This window comes from Achromobacter sp. JCM 18799, assembly GCF_055395645.1.
Map to the genome: position 1 here is coordinate 3074158 of NZ_AP043866.1, position 17220 is coordinate 3091377.

The 17220-nt window shown below is 67.7% G+C and carries 19 protein-coding genes; 8 read left to right on the top strand and 11 right to left on the bottom strand.

Features of this window, described 5'->3' with window-relative positions:
- Positions 1 to 19 precede the first annotated feature (19 nt).
- Genes ACZ5YA_RS14405 through phnG form a run of 7 tightly spaced genes read right to left on the bottom strand, consistent with a single transcriptional unit; the run spans position 20 to position 5822 of the window.
- Positions 20 to 1219 carry an alpha-D-ribose 1-methylphosphonate 5-triphosphate diphosphatase gene (locus ACZ5YA_RS14405; protein ID WP_464092851.1) on the bottom strand — a complete coding sequence of 400 codons (1200 nt, stop codon included), beginning with the start codon at positions 1217 to 1219 and terminating at the stop codon, positions 20 to 22.
- Positions 1219 to 1950 carry a phosphonate C-P lyase system protein PhnL gene (phnL, locus tag ACZ5YA_RS14410; RefSeq protein ID WP_464092690.1) on the bottom strand — a complete coding sequence of 244 codons (732 nt, stop codon included), beginning with the start codon at positions 1948 to 1950 and terminating at the stop codon, positions 1219 to 1221. The genes ACZ5YA_RS14405 and phnL overlap by 1 nt, the downstream gene beginning before the upstream one ends.
- Positions 1951 to 1952: 2 nt before the next feature.
- Positions 1953 to 2729 carry a phosphonate C-P lyase system protein PhnK gene (gene phnK, locus ACZ5YA_RS14415; protein ID WP_059379459.1) on the bottom strand — a complete coding sequence of 259 codons (777 nt, stop codon included), beginning with the start codon at positions 2727 to 2729 and terminating at the stop codon, positions 1953 to 1955.
- Positions 2726 to 3619 carry an alpha-D-ribose 1-methylphosphonate 5-phosphate C-P-lyase PhnJ gene (locus ACZ5YA_RS14420; RefSeq protein ID WP_464092691.1) on the bottom strand — a complete coding sequence of 298 codons (894 nt, stop codon included), beginning with the start codon at positions 3617 to 3619 and terminating at the stop codon, positions 2726 to 2728. The genes phnK and ACZ5YA_RS14420 overlap by 4 nt, the downstream gene beginning before the upstream one ends.
- Positions 3616 to 4731, bottom strand: a complete 1116-nt coding sequence (locus tag ACZ5YA_RS14425) for a carbon-phosphorus lyase complex subunit (protein ID WP_464092692.1) — start codon at positions 4729 to 4731, stop codon at positions 3616 to 3618. Before ACZ5YA_RS14425 ends, ACZ5YA_RS14420 begins: the two co-directional genes overlap by 4 nt.
- Position 4732: 1 nt before the next feature.
- Positions 4733 to 5350: a phosphonate C-P lyase system protein PhnH gene (gene phnH, locus ACZ5YA_RS14430; RefSeq protein WP_118932789.1), complete on the bottom strand. Its 618-nt coding sequence runs from the start codon at positions 5348 to 5350 to the stop codon at positions 4733 to 4735.
- 1 nt (position 5351) lies between these two features.
- Positions 5352 to 5822: a phosphonate C-P lyase system protein PhnG gene (phnG, locus tag ACZ5YA_RS14435; RefSeq protein WP_088142251.1), complete on the bottom strand. Its 471-nt coding sequence runs from the start codon at positions 5820 to 5822 to the stop codon at positions 5352 to 5354.
- Between the two features lie 185 nt (positions 5823 to 6007).
- Here phnG and phnF point away from each other — a divergent pair, with 185 nt between their 5' ends.
- The 4 genes from phnF to phnN all read left to right on the top strand — a co-directional run bounded on the left by phnF (position 6008) and on the right by phnN (position 9354).
- The gene (phnF, locus tag ACZ5YA_RS14440) at positions 6008 to 6730 is read left to right on the top strand and encodes a phosphonate metabolism transcriptional regulator PhnF (RefSeq protein WP_464092693.1); all 723 of its coding nucleotides are present in this window, start codon (positions 6008 to 6010) and stop codon (positions 6728 to 6730) included.
- Between the two features lie 103 nt (positions 6731 to 6833).
- Positions 6834 to 8033, top strand: a complete 1200-nt coding sequence (locus tag ACZ5YA_RS14445) for an alpha-D-ribose 1-methylphosphonate 5-triphosphate diphosphatase (protein WP_118932790.1) — start codon at positions 6834 to 6836, stop codon at positions 8031 to 8033.
- A 2-nt stretch (positions 8034 to 8035) separates the two neighbouring features.
- Entirely contained in the window at positions 8036 to 8779 is a 744-nt protein-coding gene (locus ACZ5YA_RS14450; RefSeq protein WP_118932791.1) for a DUF1045 domain-containing protein, read from the top strand.
- Positions 8776 to 9354, top strand: a complete 579-nt coding sequence (gene phnN / locus ACZ5YA_RS14455; protein WP_464092694.1) for a phosphonate metabolism protein/1,5-bisphosphokinase (PRPP-forming) PhnN — start codon at positions 8776 to 8778, stop codon at positions 9352 to 9354. Before ACZ5YA_RS14450 ends, phnN begins: the two co-directional genes overlap by 4 nt.
- A 9-nt stretch (positions 9355 to 9363) precedes the next feature.
- Here the strand turns inward: phnN and ACZ5YA_RS14460 are convergent, their stop codons facing one another.
- Positions 9364 to 10329, bottom strand: coding sequence for a LysR family transcriptional regulator (locus ACZ5YA_RS14460; protein WP_118932792.1), 966 nt, complete (start codon positions 10327 to 10329; stop codon positions 9364 to 9366).
- A gap of 105 nt (positions 10330 to 10434) precedes the next feature.
- On the opposite strand from ACZ5YA_RS14460, the gene ACZ5YA_RS14465 reads away from it, so the two are divergent.
- Genes ACZ5YA_RS14465 through ACZ5YA_RS14475 form a run of 3 tightly spaced genes read left to right on the top strand, consistent with a single transcriptional unit; the run spans position 10435 to position 13809 of the window.
- Positions 10435 to 12270, top strand: coding sequence for a gamma-glutamyltransferase family protein (locus tag ACZ5YA_RS14465; RefSeq protein ID WP_118932793.1), 1836 nt, complete (start codon positions 10435 to 10437; stop codon positions 12268 to 12270).
- Positions 12271 to 12325: 55 nt separating this feature from the next.
- Positions 12326 to 13300, top strand: a complete 975-nt coding sequence (locus ACZ5YA_RS14470) for a Bug family tripartite tricarboxylate transporter substrate binding protein (protein ID WP_306635905.1) — start codon at positions 12326 to 12328, stop codon at positions 13298 to 13300.
- Positions 13297 to 13809: a GAF domain-containing protein gene (locus tag ACZ5YA_RS14475; protein WP_059379471.1), complete on the top strand. Its 513-nt coding sequence runs from the start codon at positions 13297 to 13299 to the stop codon at positions 13807 to 13809. Before ACZ5YA_RS14470 ends, ACZ5YA_RS14475 begins: the two co-directional genes overlap by 4 nt.
- Positions 13810 to 13842: 33 nt before the next feature.
- Here the strand turns inward: ACZ5YA_RS14475 and phnE are convergent, their stop codons facing one another.
- From phnE to phnC, 3 genes are all read right to left on the bottom strand, one after another.
- A complete protein-coding gene (gene phnE, locus ACZ5YA_RS14480; protein ID WP_088142243.1) occupies positions 13843 to 14637 on the bottom strand; it encodes a phosphonate ABC transporter, permease protein PhnE in 795 nt (264 codons plus the stop codon).
- Positions 14638 to 14718: 81 nt separating this feature from the next.
- Entirely contained in the window at positions 14719 to 15699 is a 981-nt protein-coding gene (gene phnD, locus ACZ5YA_RS14485; protein ID WP_059379473.1) for a phosphonate ABC transporter substrate-binding protein, read from the bottom strand.
- 31 nt (positions 15700 to 15730) lie between these two features.
- Complete coding sequence (gene phnC / locus ACZ5YA_RS14490; RefSeq protein WP_059379474.1) at positions 15731 to 16567, bottom strand: phosphonate ABC transporter ATP-binding protein; 837 nt, start codon at positions 16565 to 16567, stop codon at positions 15731 to 15733.
- A gap of 195 nt (positions 16568 to 16762) precedes the next feature.
- On the opposite strand from phnC, the gene ACZ5YA_RS14495 reads away from it, so the two are divergent.
- Positions 16763 to 17194, top strand: a complete 432-nt coding sequence (locus ACZ5YA_RS14495) for a GFA family protein (RefSeq protein ID WP_059379501.1) — start codon at positions 16763 to 16765, stop codon at positions 17192 to 17194.
- Positions 17195 to 17220: the final 26 nt, after the last annotated feature.

Genomic DNA, 17220 nt, shown 5'->3' on the forward strand with positions numbered 1-17220 from the left:
TCTCTCTCCAGGAACCGGTTCAGGCCGCCACGGCCTGCGTTTCGGACGCCCGTTGCTCGCTCGCGCGCACAGACGGATAGTGCGCCGAGAATACCAGCCGCCCCGCCGACCAGGTATGGCTGATCAGCGGCTGCGTGCCCACTTGCGCCACCGCCACCAGGTCCGCGCGCAGCCCCGGCGCGATGCGCCCGCGGTCGGGCAGGCCGCAAGCCTGCGCCGGATTCAGCGTCACCAGCGCGACCGCCTGCGGCAGCGTCAGGTCCGTCTGCGCGGCCACCGTGTAGGCCGCCGCGATCAACGCCGACGGCTGGTAGTCGGAGCACAGGCAGCTGGCCACGCCCGCGCGGATGGCGTCGATGGCGCGCATGGAGCCGCTCTGGCTCTGGCCGCGCAACACGTTGGGCGCGCCCAGGATGGTAGGCAGCCCGCAGGACACCGCGGCGCGCGCGGTATCCAGGGTGATCGGGAATTCGCTCATGGCCACGCCCAGGTTGCGCATGGTGGCGATGCGATGGATCGAATCGTCATCATGGCTGGCTGTCGGTATGCCCAGCCCCTGCGCATGCGACAGCAACGCCTCCACCCGCGCTACCGCGCCGTCCTTGGCGCGCGTCTTGGCCTGCGCGGCCTCCTCGGCCTGTTCGCGGCTCATCGCGTGGTTGCCCATCATGTATTGCAGATAGGACTCCAGCGTCTTGAACTGGCCCTGGCCGGGCGAATGGTCCATGACCGACAGCAGGTCCACCGCGCCCTCGTCCATCAGCGCGCGCAGCACATCGACCGAGGTCGCGTCGGTCACTTCGTAGCGGCAATGGACGCGGTTGTCCACCAGGCTGTGCTGGCCGAAGGCGCGCACCGTGCGCACCACTTCCGCCGCCGTCTGGTTGTTGCGCACGCCCCACTCGCTGTTGGCGAAGGACAGCGCGTGATACGGCGTGGTGATACCGGCCGCGGCATTGCGGCGGTCCACCTGGGCCACCGCGAAATCCAGCGGAAACAGCACCCGCGAACGCGGCTCGGCTTCCTTTTCGATGGCGTCGCAGTGCAGGTCGATCAATCCCGGCAGCAAGGTCTGGCCGCGCAGGTCGATCTCGTAGTCCGCGCGTGCCCCGGCAGGTTCGATGGCGACGATGCGGCCATCGTCGATCAGCACGGCGCTGTCCTCCAGGACGCGGTCCTGCAGCACCACGCGGGCATGGGTGAGATAGGTGCTCTGCATCATTGCTCCAGGTCGGCCAGGGCGGGTTGGGCGGGTTGGGCGGGACGCAAGGCCAGGGTCTGCGTGGCGACGGCATCGCGCACTTCGGCATCGTGGAAGATGCCCAGCAGGCAGCGGCCTTCGGCCATTGCCTCGCGGATCAGCGCGATCACGACCTGGCGGTTGTCGGCATCCAGCGAGGCGGTGGGTTCGTCCAGCAACAGGACAGGATGGCGCGCGATGAAACCGCGCGCGATGTTCACGCGCTGCTGTTCGCCGCCCGAGAACGTGGCGGGCGCCAGACCCCACAGGCGCGGCGGCACGTTCAGGCGCTGCAGCAGGGCCGCTGCGCGGGAACGGGCCTCATCGGCCTCCACGCCCGCCGCGCGCAGGGGCTCGGCCACCACGTCCAGCGCCGACACGCGCGGAATCACGCGCAGGAACTGGCTGACGTAGCCAATCACCTCGCGCCGCAACGCCAGGATGCGCTGCTCGGGAGCGCCGGCCAGCTCCACCCATTCGTCGTTCCAGCGCACCCGGATGCTGCCCTCGGTCGCCAGATAGTTGCCGTAAAGGCAGCGCAGCAAGGTGCTCTTGCCGGTGCCGGACGGTCCCGCCAGCACCAGGCAGTCACCGGCGGCCGCGTCGAAGTCGACCGACTCCAGCACGGGCAGGCGCATGCCGCCCTGGTTATGCAGGGTGAACATCTTTCCGAGGCCCCGCACCTCGATCATGGGAGTCTTTTCAGGCATGGTCAGCTCTGCAAAATGGAAGACACCAGCAACTGGGTGTAGGGATGCTGCGGATCGTCGAGGATCTGGTCGGTCAGGCCGCTTTCGACGACTTCGCCGCCGCGCATGACCAGGGTCCGGTGCGCCAGCAGGCGCGCCACGGCCAGGTCGTGGGTCACGACGATGGCGGCCAGGCCCAGGTCGGCCACCAGTTGGCGCAGCAGGTCCAGCAGGCGCGCCTGCACCGACACGTCGAGCGAAGCCGTGGGTTCGTCCATGAACACCAGGCGCGGATGAGTCACCAGGTTGCGGGCGATCTGCAGGCGCTGCTGCATGCCGCCCGAGAACGAGGTGGGCCTGTCGTCCAGCCGGCCCGCGTCGATTTCCATCTTTTGCAGCCAATTGCCGGCGGCCTGGCGCAGGTCGCCATAGTGCCTGTCACCCACCGCCATCAGCCGCTCGGCGATGTTGGCGCCCGCGCTGACCTGCATGCGCAAGCCATCCCTGGCGTTCTGCCGCACGAAGCCCCAATCGGTGCGCGACAGCAGGCGCAGGCGCGCCCCGGGCAGCGCGGCCAAATCGGTAAAGCCCTGGTCGCGGGTGTCGTACCAGACGCTGCCCGCGTCCGGCCGGGTCTGGTACGACACGGCCGACAGCAGCGTGCTCTTGCCGGAGCCGGACTCGCCGACCACGCACAGGACTTCGCCGGGATACAGATCGAAGTTGACGTTGCGGCAGCCATGCACGCCGTCCCAGGTGCGCGTCATGTTGCGCACCGAAAGCAAGGGTTGGACGTTCATGCCGCGGTCTCCTGGTTGGCTTGTTGCGCACCCTGCTGCGCCTGGCGGTCGTTGCAGTACTCGGTGTCGGAGCAGACGAAGCGGCGCGCGCCGGCGTCGTCCAAAATGATTTCATCCAGATAGCTCTCGCGCGATCCGCACAGGTCGCAGCACTCGCTCCAGGTCTCCACCCGGAACGGATGGTCCTCGAAGTCCAGGCTCTTCACCTGGGTGTAGGGCGGCACCGCGTAGACCCGCTTTTCTCGGCCCGCGCCGAACAGCATCAGCGCGGGACTGCGGTCCAGCTTGGGGTTGTCGAACTTGGGGATGGGCGACGGCCGCATCATGTAGCGCCCGTTCACGATGACCGGGTAGTCATAGGTGGTGGCGATATGGCCGTGCTGCGCGATGTCTTCGTACAGCTTGACGTGCATGCCGCCGTATTCGGCCAGCGCGTGCATGGTGCGCGTCTCGGTTTCGGAAGGCTCCAGCCAGCGCAGCGGTTCAGGGATGGGCACCTGGAACACCATGATCTGCCCCTCTGCCAGCGGCGTCTCGGGGATGCGATGGCGGGTCTGCACGATGGTGGCGGCAGAAGTGGATTCCGTCGTCGCCACGCCCGTGACCCGGCCGAAGAAGCGGCGGATGTTGATCGCGTTGGTGGTGTCGTCCGAACCCTGGTCGATCACCTTGAGCACGTCGTTCGCGCCGATGATGGACGCCGTCACCTGGATGCCGCCGGTGCCCCAGCCATAGGGCAGCGGCATTTCGCGGCTGCCGAAAGGCACCTGGTAGCCGGGGATGGCGACGGCCTTGAGCAAGGCGCGGCGCAGCATGCGCTTGGTGGATTCGTCCAGATAGGCGAAGTTGTAGTGGTCGTCGCGTTCGACCGTTGCGTATTGCGTCGTCATGGGGAAACCGCCTCGTCCATCAGATCGTTGCGCGCGGCCTCTGGCGCGGCGCGTTCGGCGCGCATGCGCCGCAACAGTTCAAGATTGGCCTGGAAGTCCACGTAGTGCGGCAGCTTCAAATGCTGCACGAAACCGGAGGCTTCGACGTTGTCGCTGTGATAGAGCACGAACTCGTGGTCGTTGGCCGGGGAATCGGCGCGTTCGCCCAGGTCGCGCGCCTTCAGCGCGCGGTCCACCAGCGCCATCGACATGGACTTGCGTTCGCCATAGCCGAAGGTCAGGCCGTAGCCCCGGGTGAACTTCGGGCCTTCCTCGGCGCTGCCGGCGAACTGGCTGACCATCTGGCATTCGGTGATCTCGATTTCGCCCACGGTGACGGCGAATCCCAGTTCCTCGATATGCATTTCCACCTCCAGCGCGCCGTAGCGGATCTCGGCGGCGAAGGGGTGGGTGTTGCCATAGCCGCGCTGGGTCGAATAGCCCATGGACAACAGAAAACCTTCGTCCGCGCGCGCCAGGTTCTGCAGGCGGGCCGCGCGCGAGGCCGGGAAATCCAGCGGCTGCCGGGTCAGGTCGAAAGGTTCGGGATCGCCTTCGGGCACGGCTTCCGCGTCGATCAGGTCGTCATGCGCCAGCAGGTCGGTAACGCGCGGCATGGCGCTGTCCAGCGCCTCGCCGCCCGGCGGCAAGGCGTCGGCCTCGCGCCGCGCTTGTAGCGAAAAGTCCAGCAGGCGTTGGGTGTAGTCGTAGGTCGGCCCCAGGATCTGCCCGCCAGGCACGTCCTTGAAGGTGGACGAGATGCGACGCTGCAGGCGCATGCGGCCGGTGTCGATGGGCTGGGTATAGCCAAAGCGCGACAAGGTGGTGCGGTAGGCGCGCAGCAGGAACACCGCTTCGATCAGGTCGCCCGCCGCCTGCTTGATGGCCAGCGCCGCCAGCTGCGGATCGTAAAGCGAGCCCTCGGCCATGACCCGCGACACCGCCAGCGGCATCTGTTCGCGAATCTGGTCCAGGCTCAGCTCGGGCACTTCGCGGTCGCCGCGCCGGTAGTCGTCCAGCATGCGGTAGGAATTGAGGATGGCGCGTTCGCCCCCTTTCACGGCTACGTACATGTCAGCTCTCCTTGCGCGTGCTGCGCGGCAGCGCGCAGATCCGCCGCTCCTGCGTCAACAACACGTCGACGCCAAGCGGAAACCGTTGATGATTGAGGCGCCATTCGCGCCAGAAGCCCTCGGGCAGCCCTGCCGCATGCAGGAGCTGCTGGCTCTTGATCCCCGGGCCGCTGAGGATGGCGGGTTCCCCGCCCGACAGGGATTCGACCTCGATCAGCAAGGTGGTCGACAGATCGGGATAGGCCGGATCACCCTGGTGGCAAGCCGAAAGCGGCGGCGCCTTGCTGCCAGCCGGCACCGCGGCGAAACGCGCCAGCGAGGGCGACGGCACGATGGGGCAGGCGCAATGAAATCGCAGGAAGGCGATCGCGTCCGCGCTGACGGTTTCGGGCAGCCACAGCGGCGTGTCCACGTCCACCAGCGTCAGCAGCAACGCGGTCATGGCGGGCGACAGGCCCGTCGGCACGCCGGTTTCGATCAGGATTTCATGGATGCGCCCGGGGTGGGCCATCGCGTCGAGCGCGGCGCGGAACGTGGTCTGCGCGTCGCCGACGGGATCCGCGAATCCGGGGAGCAGCGCCCGGCCCGAGGCCGCGGCGGCTTGTATCTGTTGCTGCATGTCAGTCCTCGCCTCGCACCATCGTGAAGAATTCCACCTTGGTCTGCGCCGCCACGCGGGCCTGGCGCTCGACCCGTTCGGCATGCAGGCGGGCCAGCGGCTGGATCAGCTGGGCCTGCACCGTGTCATGCCATTCCGGCAGTTGCAGCAGGGCGTCGGCCACGGCGGCCTGCTCGGCATGGCGCTGCGAGCGGCCCTGCACGTAGGCCACGCCGACCACGCCCTCGCCCATCGTCACCGCGCAACGTGTCACGCTCATTTCGCCCAGATTGAAGCGGGCCCCGGTGCCGCCACTGCGGGCGCGCACCATGGCCATGCCGGTCTGCGCGGGGCGCAATGTCTGGTGTTCCGGCTTGCCCGCCAGCGCGCAAAAGGCGCCATCCAGCGCGGCCGGATCGGCCAGCGCCAGCACGCGCATCCAGGCGGCGCGTTGGGCGCCCGCCGCATCCTGCCCTGTCTTGGGGTGATCCATCTTTTTCCTCTAAACGTCTAGACGACCGGATGGAGTATGATCGCTCTGAAAACGAAGTTCAACAGCCTGGCGTGAATTTTTGATGACAGTTGCAGCGTGCCCGCAGCGCCTTTGCGGCTGCCGTCGCATGGTGCACAATCACTGCCATTCTTCATTAAGCTGATGTGACAGCACGAGCACACCCTATGGTCGAAAGAGGTTCCGGCATCGCCGTCTGGCGGCAAATCGGCGAAGCGCTGGCGGACGATATCCGCAACAAGCTCTATGCGGCAGGCGAACAGCTGCCGTCCGAGCCCGAGCTGGCCGCCAAGTTTTCCGTCAACCGCCACACCATCCGCCGCGCGATGGGCGAACTCGAACAAGGCGGCCTGGTCCGCATCGAACAAGGCCGCGGCACCTTCGTCCAGGAACACGCGATCGACTACGCCATCGGCAAGCGCACGCGCTTTTCCGAGAACCTGCGCAGCCAGGGCATGCTGGGCCACCAGGAAGTCCTGGGCAGCCAGAGCCTGCGCGCCGGCGACATCGCCAAGCACCTGGGCCTGAGCCGCGCCGCGCCGCTGCTGCGCGTGCAGATCGTGGGCAAAGCCGAGAACCGCCCCATCAGCGTCTCGGAACATTTCTTCGACGAGAAACGCTTCCCCGACTTCGCCGACCGCCTGGCGTCCCTGCGCTCGATCTCCAAGGTCTATGCCCACTATGGCATCGGCGATTACACGCGCAAGTGGTCGCGCATCACCGCCGCCCTGCCCACGCTCGAAATCGCCCGCCTGCTGGGCCAGCCCAAGACCCGCCCCATTCTTCAGGTGGAGGCCTTGAATGTGGACCAGGAAGGCTCGCCGCTGCAATATAGCGTGGCGCGCTTCGTGGGCGACATGGTCCAGCTGATGGTGACGGACGACAGCTGACGCCAGGCCGCCGCCTGCGCGCGCAGGCGGCGCGGAAGGCTCCGACTAATGGATTAACTCATCTAGACATCTGGTTGTAATGCAATCCCACTAACGTCACGCCATGAACACACACACGCACGCCCCCTCGCCCCTGGCCGGTGTCACAGGCCAACGCATCCTGACGCCGCGCGGCGTCGAACAGGCCAGCCTGCGGTTCCATGGCGGACTGATCGAAGGCTCCGCCGCCGCGGCGCCGCGGGGCGCGCCCTGGTTCGACGCTGGCAATCTGCTGGTGCTGCCCGGCATCGTGGACCTGCACGGCGACGCCTTCGAGCGCGCCGTCATGCCGCGGCCCAGCGTGACGTTTCCCTACGACAGCGCCCTGTTCGACGTGGACCGCCAACTGCTCGCCAACGGCATCACCACCGAGTTCCATGGCGTGACCCTGTCCTGGGAAGGCGGGCTGCGCGGCGAGGCTTACGCCGAACGCATGTTCGACGCGCTGGAAAGAATGCGCCATCTCATGGGCGCGCGGCACTATGTGCACCTGCGCTTCGAAACCCATCACGTGGGCGGCCTGGAGATTGCCCAGCAATGGATACGCGACGGCCGCGTGCGTTTCCTGGCCCTGAACGACCACCTGCCCAGCATGGCGCGCCGTCTGGGCGACGAGCGCAAGCTGATGCAGTACGCCAACCGCGCCGAGTGCGACCTCGACGTCTTCCAGGACCGCATCCGCGCCGCCATGGCTGCCGCCGACGCGGTGGCCGATGCCATGCGCGAGCTGACCGGCTGCGCGCAGGAAGCGGGCCTGAAGGTGGCCTCGCACGACGATCCGGATGCCGCCACCCGCCGCTACTACCACCAGCTGGGCTGCGGCGTGGCGGAGTTTCCGCTGACCCGCGAGGCCGCCGGCGTGGCCCGCGACCTGGGTGATTCGGTGGTCTTCGGCGCGCCCAACGTCGTGCGCGGCGGCAGCCACACTGGCGCACCCGGCGCCACCGAAATGATCCGTGCGGGCCTGTGCGACATTCTGACGTCCGACTATTACTACCCTGCCCCGCTGGCCGCCGTGATGAAGCTGGCCAACGACGGCGTGCTGCCGCTGGCGCAGGCCTGGGATCTGGTGTCGCTGAATCCTGCCCGAGCCGCCGGCCTGAAGGACCGCGGCGCACTGGCGCCGGGGCTGATCGCCGACGCCATCGTGGTGGACGACCAGGTGCCGGGCCTGCCCCGCGTCTGCGCCGCGATCGTGGGCGGCGAACTGCGCTATGCCACGCGCGCCTTCGGCGACAGCCATAGCCAGCGCATGGCGGCCTGACCATGCCGCTCGCCCATCGCTACGCCCTGTACCTGGCGCCCACCGGCCCCTGGCGCGAACACGGCAGCCGCTGGCTGGGCCGCTGCGCCGACACCGGCCTGGCGCTGCCGCCGCTGCCGGGCCAGAACGCGGCGTCGCGCGGCTGGACCGAAGCGCCGCGCCACTATGGCTTGCATGCGACGCTGAAGCCGCCCTTCCGGCTGAATCCGGGCGCCAGCCCCGAACAAGTCGACGCGGCCGCCCGCCAGTTGGCCGCAGGCGGCACGCCATTCTCGCTGGAACTGGAGTGCGAACCGCTGCGCGGCTTCCTGGCCTGGCGCATCGCTGCATCCGACACGCAGGGACGCGCGCGGATCCAGGCCCTGGCCGAAGCCGCCGTGCGCGACCTGGACTCCTTGCGCGCACCGCCCACGCCCGAGGAAACCGCGCGCCGCCAACCGCAATCGCTCAGTCCGCCGCAGCAATCCATGCTGGCGCGCTGGGGCTATCCGTACGTATTCGATACCTACGTCTTCCACATCACGTTGACCGGCAAGCTGCACGGCGAGGCGCTGTCGCAAGCGCAGGCTGAAATCGCCGCGTTCGCCGATCCCTTGCGCGGACAGCCCATGGCCGTTCCCGGAGTCAGCGTCTACGTGCAGCCCGCGCCAGGCGCGGACTTTGTCGCGGCAAGGCACTACGGCTTTGACGGCACCAGCGCCGATGCGGCCGGGGCCGGCTATCTGCAAGGGCCGGCGGCAGCATGAGCACCTCGGTTCCCGCCGACGGCACCAGGCTGATCTACCTGATGGGCGCATCGGGCAGCGGCAAGGACACCTTGCTGCGCCTGCTGCGCGCGGAACTGCGCGGCGACGAGCCCGTGCTGGTCGCGCATCGCTACATCACGCGCGACAGCGGCGCCACCGAAGACGCGCTATGCCTGACCGAAGACGAGTTCGGACGCCGCGCCGCGCTGGGCTGCTTCGCCCTGCGCTGGGCCAGCCATGGCTTGCACTACGGCATCGGCATCGAAATAGACGCCTGGCTCTCCTGCGGCGCCGCGGTCATCATCAACGGCTCGCGCGCGCACCTGGAACAGGCGCACTCGCGCTACCCGGCCTTGACCGCCGTGGAGGTCACGGTCGATCCCGGCCAGCTCGTCCGCCGCCTGGCGGGACGCGGCCGGGAAAGCGCGGAACAGATCGCGCAGCGCCTGGCGCGCGCGATGCAGGCATTCCCCGTGCCGCAACAATGCCGGCTGCTGCGCGTCAGCAACGATGCCGCCCCGGAAACCGCTGCCGCCGCACTGTTGAACATCGCCCGCGGCAAGCTCAACGCCTAGCGCCGCCGTTCAACGCGGATCGCCCTGGCCCCAGGGCGCGGCGGCGTCGCCGCACAGATCCAGCAGGATCTCCGAAAAGCATTCCTCCGCCGCCAGCGGCTGTTCGCGCTTGCGCCGTATCAGGTTGATGGGCGGCAATTCCCAGCCGAAGTCCCAAGGCACCATGCCCAGCTTGCCGCGCTGGCAAAGTTCGCGCGCGATGTCCTCCGGCACCACGGAGATGAGGGTCTCGTTCACCGTCAGCATGCCTTCGATCACGTCGGTGGAGTACGCCTCCAACACCGGCGATGGCGGCTGCAATTCGGCGCGGATGAAGTGCTCCACGATCAGTTGCCGCGTCGGCGTGTTGGCCGCCGGCAGGACCCAGTCCATTGCCGCGACGGCGGCCCAGTCCGGCTTGCGCCGCGCCAGCCGCTGCGCAAGCCGGCCATGCGCAATCAGGCGCGGCCGTTGGCGGTACAGCACGCGGTGGATCAGATCCTCCGGCGCCACGGTCGAAGTGGCGCGGCTGATGATGCAATCCAGTTCATGCCGGCGCAGCATGGGCACCAGATGGTCGGTGGTGGCGCGGTGCAGGCTGAGCGTCACGCCGTGGCGCTGGTGCAGGCGGCTGATGGCCGCCGTCAGCAAGGCGCTGGACACGTAGGGCACCACGCCCACCTGCAGATGCGCGGAACGGCCGGCGTGCAGGGCCTCGACCTCGCGTGCCCACAGGTCCAGGTCGCTGAGCATGTGGCGCGCGCGCACCAGGGCCAGGTTGCCCAGCGGCGTGGGTTGCAGGCCGCGCCCGGTGCGCGTGAACAACGGCGCGCCGAAGATGTCCTCGATCTCCGTGAGCGCCTTGGTGACGGCGGGCTGGCTGATGCCGGCCGCGGCGGCCACGCGCGTGAGCGAGCCGTGCCTGGCGATTTCGATCAGCAGCGCCAGGTGGCGATGCTTGAGGCGGTTGGCGAGACGGGCTGCATCCCAGGTCACGATCTTTCCTATAACCAATTGGTTATTCAATTATGCCAACAAAGGAAAAAGCAGTTATTTCATGACCCTATACTGCAACCATCCCCTGCTGCCCGGACCGGCCTCATGAGCGCATCCTTCACTACCCGTCCCGAAATACGCGGCACTTTTGGCGTGGTTTCCTCCACCCATTGGCTGGCCTCGCAAGTGGCCATGAGCGTGCTGGAGCGCGGCGGCAATGCCTATGACGCGGCGGTCGCGGGCGGCTTCACGCTGCAGATCGTGGAACCGCACCTGAACGGCCCCGGCGGCGAAGTGCCCATCCTGTTCTGGAGCGAGCGGGAACAGCGCATGCGCGCGCTCTGCGGCCAGGGCCCCGCGCCCGCGCTGGCCACGCCCGCCTATTTCCACAGCCTGGGCGTGGAACTGGTGCCCGGCATCGGTCTGCTGCCCGCCACGGTACCCGGCGCTTTCGGCGCCTGGCTGACCCTGCTGCGCGACTACGGCACCTGGGAACTGGCCGACGTGCTGCGCCCGGCGATCGACTATGCGCGCAACGGCTTTCCGCTGGTGCCGCGCATCTCGCAGGCCATTCTGGCGGTACAGGCGCTGTTCCGCGACGAATGGACCAGTTCGCGCGACGTCTGGCTGCCCAGCGGCCGCGTGCCTGCGCCTGACGAACTGTTCCGCACGCCCGCCATCGCCGCCACCTACACCCGCATCCTGGACGAAGCGCATGCCAGCAGCACCGACCGGCGCGGCCGCATCGACGCCGCGCTGGAGCTCTGGTACCGCGGCTTCGTGGCCGACGCGATCGACGACTACTACACCCGGGCCGAGGTGCGCGACACCACGGGCCAGCGCAACCGCGGCCTGCTGCGCAAGTCCGACCTGGCCGATTGGCGCGCCACCTACGACGAGCCCCTCACCGTGCAGTACGGCCGCTACACGGTGGCCAAGTGCGGGGTCTGGTCGCAAGGCCCGGTCCACCTGCAGCAACTGGCGATACTGCGGCACCTGGGCCTGGCCGGACTGGAACCGACCTCGCCTCAATTCGTGCACTACGTGGCCGAAGCCGCCAAGCTGGCCTTCGCCGACCGCACGGCCTGGTACGGCGACCCTGACCACACGCAAGTACCGCTGGCCGCTTTGCTCAGCGATGAATACGCCCGCTCCCGCGCGGCAGGCATCGGCGCGCGCGCGTCGTCCGAGTTCCTGCCTGGCTGCCCGGGCGGCCAGGCGCCGCGCCTGCCCGACCTGGACGCAGCCGTGCGCACCCTGGCTGCCTCCGACACCCGCTTCGGCGTGGGCGAACCGACCTTCGCCGCGCTGCCGCCGGTAGCCGAATGGGCGGCGCGCGAGATATTCGTGGGCGACACCTGCCAGATCGACGTCATCGACCGCGACGGCAATATGGTGGCCGCCACGCCGTCGGGCGGCTGGCTGTCATCCAGCCCCGTCGTGCCCGGCCTGGGCTTCCCGCTGACCACCCGCCTGCAGATGACCTGGCTGGACGAAGGCGTGCCGGGCCAGCTGCAGCCGGGCAAGCGTCCCTGCACCACGCTGTCGCCGGGTCTCGCGCTGCGCGACGGCCAGCCTTACATGGCATTCGGCACGCCAGGCGGCGACCAGCAGGACCAATGGACGGTGGCGTTCTTCCTGCGCCATGTCATGGGCATGAACCTGCAGGAGGCGATCGAAGCGCCCTCCTGGCATATCGATCACTTCCCGGGCTCGTTCTGGCCGCGCAGCCTGACCTTGAACCGGCTGACCGTGGAATCGCGCATGCCGGCCGCCACGCTGGAGGCGCTGCGCGCGGCGGGCCACGAGGTCAAGGTGGGGCCGGACTGGTCCGAAGGCCGCATCAGCGCCTGCACCCGCGAGCCTGCCGCGGGCGGCGGCCTGCTGCTGCGCGCCGGCGCCAACCCGCGCGGCATGCAGGGCTATGCCGCCGGCCGCTGAACCTGTTTCATTCAACCGGCACACAGACCGGACATCAAGCAAAGGGGTAAACACCATGAAACTGCAATTCAAACGACTGCTGCGCACGTGCGCGCTGGGACTGGCGCTGGCCGCGCCCGCGCTCACCCACGCCGCGTGGCCCGAAAAACCCATCACGCTGATCGTGCCGTGGGCCGCGGGCGGCTCCACCGACATCCTGGCGCGCGTGCTGTCCGAAGGATTGACCCAATCGCTGGGCCAGCCCGTGATCGTGGAAAACCGCTCGGGCGCGTCCGGCAACATCGGCACCACCTTCGTGGCGCGCGCCAAGCCCGACGGCTACACCTTGCTGGTCGGCTCGATGAGCACGCACACGATGAACCAGGCGCTCTACTCCAGCATGCCGTTCGACGGCGTGAAGGACTTCACGCCCATCGCCGAACTCGCGCTGGTCACCAACACCCTGGTGGTGAACCCGTCGGTCCCTGCGTCCAACGTGAAGGAGTTCATCGCCTACCTGAAGGCCAATCCCGGCACCGTGGCCTATGCCTCCGCCGGCCAGGGCTCCACCAACCACCTGAGCGCCGCGCTGTTCGAGAAGGCCGCCGGCGTGAAAATGATGCACATCCCCTACCGCGGCGGCGCGCCCGCGGTGCTGGACACCGTGGCCGGCCGCACGCAGGTGCTGTTCAGCGCCGGCACGCAGACCCTGCCGCACGTGCAGAACAACAAGCTGAAGCTGCTGGCCGTCACCGAGGAAGCGCGTTCGCCGCTGCTGCCCGAGGTACCCACGGTGGCCGAGACCTTGCCGGGCTACGAGCTGTCGGTCTGGTACGGCGCCTTCGGCCCGGCAGGCATGCCGCCCGAACTGACCGCACGCCTGAACCGCGAGATCAACCTGATCCTCAAGCGTCCCGAAGTCATCAAGAAAATGGGCGACATGGGCGTGCTGCTGACCGAGACCACGCCGGAGCAATTCGGCCAGATCCTGGCGCGCGATGCCGACAAGTACGGCAAGCTGATCAAAGAACTGGGAATCACCGCCGAATGACCGTAAGCATCCGTTCCGCTGCGCCGACGCAGGCCGGCGTGGCCGCCATTGTCCAGGCATACGCCGCCGCCGATTCCACGGCGGCCTTCCGGGCCATCGACGCCCATGCGCATGCCGCGCTGGCGCACACGCTGTGCACGGTCAACCGCTATGACGCGCAGGCCATGCGGGTGCTGCGGCTGTATAGCTCCAACCCCGAGGCCTATCCGCCCGGCGGCAGCAAGGACAAGAGCGGCACGGCCTGGGGCCGCCACGTCCTGCTGGAAAAAAAAGTGTTCGTGGGTGAAGGCGAAGACGCGATCCGCGAGTTCTTCAACGACCATGACGCAATCCAGCGCCTGGGCCTGCGCTCCGTCATCAACGTGCCGGTGGTGTACGGCGAGGTCTGCCTGGGCACCGTCAACTTCCTGATGCCGCGCGCGGTGGTGTCGGAAGCCGATGTGCAGGCCGCGCAGCTGGCGGGCCTGCTGGCGCTGCCTGCGTTCCAGGCGCTGCTTCCGCAGGCCTGAGGCCGGCGGGGCCCGCCCGGGCCCCGCGCAGGCTCAGATGAGCGCGCGCCGGATACGCGCGGACGCCATGTCGATGATGACCACGAAAGCCACGATGATGATCATCACGGCGCAGGTTTCGGCGTAGCGGAAACTGCGGATGATTTCCCACAGCACGGTGCCGATGCCGCCCGCGCCGACGATGCCGACCACCGAGGCCGAGCGCACGTTGGATTCGAAGCGGTACAACGAATACGAGATCCACAGCGGCAGCACCTGCGGAATCACGCCGTAGACGATTTCCTCCAGCGCATTCGCGCCAGTGGCGCGCACGCCTTCCACCGGACGCGGATCGATGGCCTCGACCGCTTCCGAGAACAGCTTGGCCAGCACGCCGGTGGTGTGCACCCACAGCGCCAGCACGCCGGCGAACGGGCCCAGCCCGACCGCCACGATGAACAGCATGGCGAACACCATTTCATTGATGGCGCGGCACGCGTCCATCAGGCGCCGCATGGGCTGGTACACCCAGGCCGGCACCATGTTCGACGAACACAGCAGCCCCAGCGGCACCGCCACCACGATGGCCAGGAAGGTGCCCCAGACCGCGATCTGCACGGTGACGATCATCTCGTCCAGGTACATGCGCCAGTCGCGGAAATTCGGCGGAAAGAAGTCGGCGGCAAACTGGGCCATGTTGCCCGAATCGCGCAGCAGGTCCAGGGGCCGCATGTCGGCGCCCTGCCACGACATGACCAGCAGCGCCAGCACGACGGCCCATACGAGCAGGACTGGCAGCGACGAGCGCGGCGCGGCGGAAAGGCGGGAGGTCTGCATGGCTACGTTCATAGGAAAAGGCGATCCGCTGGTTGGGTTTCAGTTGCGGGCAAGCCGGCGCGCCCGCGGCGCACCGGCTTGCCGCTTGCAGGCTTATTGCTTGGCGGCAGGCTGGCCCAGGCTGGCCAGCTTGCTGTCCAGTTCGGCCAGCTGTTTCTGCTTTTCGGCCTGACCCAGCGTGGCGTCGGCTTCGACCTTGGCCTTCTCGCGCGCCAGCTCGATCTGACGGATCGGCACCAGCTGCTGGTTGTCGGAGACGCGGAAGCCCTGATAGGTCAGCGCCTTCAGATTGGCCATTTCACGCTCGGCGTCCTTGCCCTTGCCGTAGTTGACGAAGAAGTCGCGGATGCGGGCCTTCAGGTCGGCCGGCAGGTCGCTGCGCATGACCAGCGGGTCGGCCGGAATCAGCGGCGACTTCCACAGCACGCGCACGCTGTCGTTGGCGTCCTTGCCCGTGTTCAGGCGATAGCGCTCCAGCGCCTCGGTGTTGTTGACGGCCACGTCGACCTGCTTGTTGATGACCGACAGCAGATTGGTTTCGTGGTTGCTGGCGCGCACCGTCTTGAAGAAGGTCTTGGGTTCGATCTTGTTGGCGGCCCACAGGTAATAGCCGGGCACGGCCGTGCCCGAGGTCGAGTTGGGATCGCCCGCACCGTAGCTCAGCGTGCCGCCGCGCTTGAGCACGTCGTCCAGGGTCTTCAGGTTGCTGTCCTTGTTGACGATCAGCAGCGACCAGTAGCCGGGGTTGCCGTCCTTGTCGATGACGGAAGCGAACACTTCGCCCTTGGCGCGGTCTACCGCCTCGATTGCGGACTTGTTGCCGAACCAGCCCATCTGCACCTTGTTGAAGCGCATGCCTTCGATGATGCCGGCGTAGTCGGACGCGAAGAAGGGCTTGACCGGCACGCCGATCGCGCGGCTCAGGTCGTCGATGACGGGCTGCCACACGGACTTCAGGTTGGTCGACGATTCCGTCGAGATGATGCCGAAATTCAGGGTTTTGGCGTCTTGCGCGTAGGCCTGCGTGGACAGGGCCGCGGCGGCGATCAGGGTGACAAAGGTTCTGCGTAGCATGGAAGGCTCCGGGGAGAAATGGGTCGGGGTATCAGGCGGCTTGCGCCAGGCGGGACAGCGGCGCCATGCCGGGCATGGCCGGCGCTTGCGGCGCATATTCGGGAAGCAGCTCGCTCAGTTCGGAGCCGTACAGGTCGCTCAGCATGGCAGGCGTGAGCGCGGCGGAGGGGCCGTCGTAGACCACCTTGCCGTGGCGCAGCGCCACCACCCGCGGGCAATAGCGCAAAGCCACATCCACCTGGTGCAGCGACACCACCACGGCTACCTTGCGGCTGCGGTTGATCTGGGCCAGCGTGTCCATCACGCGGCGCGAGGATTCCGGATCCAACGAGGCAATGGGTTCGTCGGCCAGGATGACGCGGGCGTTCTGCACCAGCGTGCGGGCGATGGCCGCGCGCTGCTGCTGGCCGCCGGACAGCGTCGAAGCGCGCTGAAATGCGTAGTCGTCTATACCAACCTGGGCAAGCGCTTCAAGGCCCTGCTGCACTTCGCCGCGCAGGAACCAGCGCGTCAGGCTGCGCCACAGCGGCACGCGCGGCAGCAGGCCGGTCAGCACGTTGGTGATGACCGGCAGGCGGCCCACCAGATTGAATTGCTGGAACACGAAGCCGATGCCGGCGCGCGCGGAGCGCACGTCACGGCTCAGGCGGCCGTCGCGCTGGATCATGCGGCCGTTGACGGCCACGCTGCCCGCGTCGCCAGCCACGAAACCCGACAGATGACGCAGCAGCGTCGACTTGCCCGAACCCGAGGCGCCGAGCAAGGCAACCATCTCGCCGTCGGCCACTTGCAGGTTCACGCCGTCCAGCGCCTTGGCGCCGGCGTGGAAGCTCTTGCTGAGCCCTTGTACTTCGATGGCGTAGGTCATCGTTGAATCCCCTTGGATGTGTTCATGGCGGCATTCTGTTTTCGCGGCATGACAGCACGATGACCCGGGAATCGATTCATTTGGCTGAAAATAGGGACACTGGAACGATCTGAAAGACGTTCGTCACAAAGGCCGCCTCCAGCCCGGCGCGCCACAGGTATATTGGGGATATTCCCCACCAGCCTGGCGTTCATCATGATCAAAGGTTCCTGCCTGTGCAGCCGCGTCGCCTACGAGATCACGGGTCCGCTCACCGACGCCCTCAACTGCCATTGCACGATCTGCCGCAAGGCGCATGGCGCGGCATTCCGCAGCCGGGCGACGGTCCAGGCCAAGGACTTCGCCTGGACCCGCGGAGAAAACCACGTCACCTGGTACTGCTCGTCTCCGGGCAGCTACCGCGGCTTCTGCGAAGCCTGCGGCACGCCCCTTCTGACCCGCTTCGACCAGACGCCGGACGTCTATGGCTTGCCTCTGGGTCCGCTGGACGACGACCCCGGCATCAAGCCGGCGGCCCACTGCCACGTCGCCAGCAAGGCGCCCTGGTTCGACATCACCGACGGCCTGCCGCAGTACCCCGATGCATATGGGGCGATGGAAGAAGATCATCCGCAGGCGGTTACATAAAAATTCAACCAACTAGTTGAATTAAT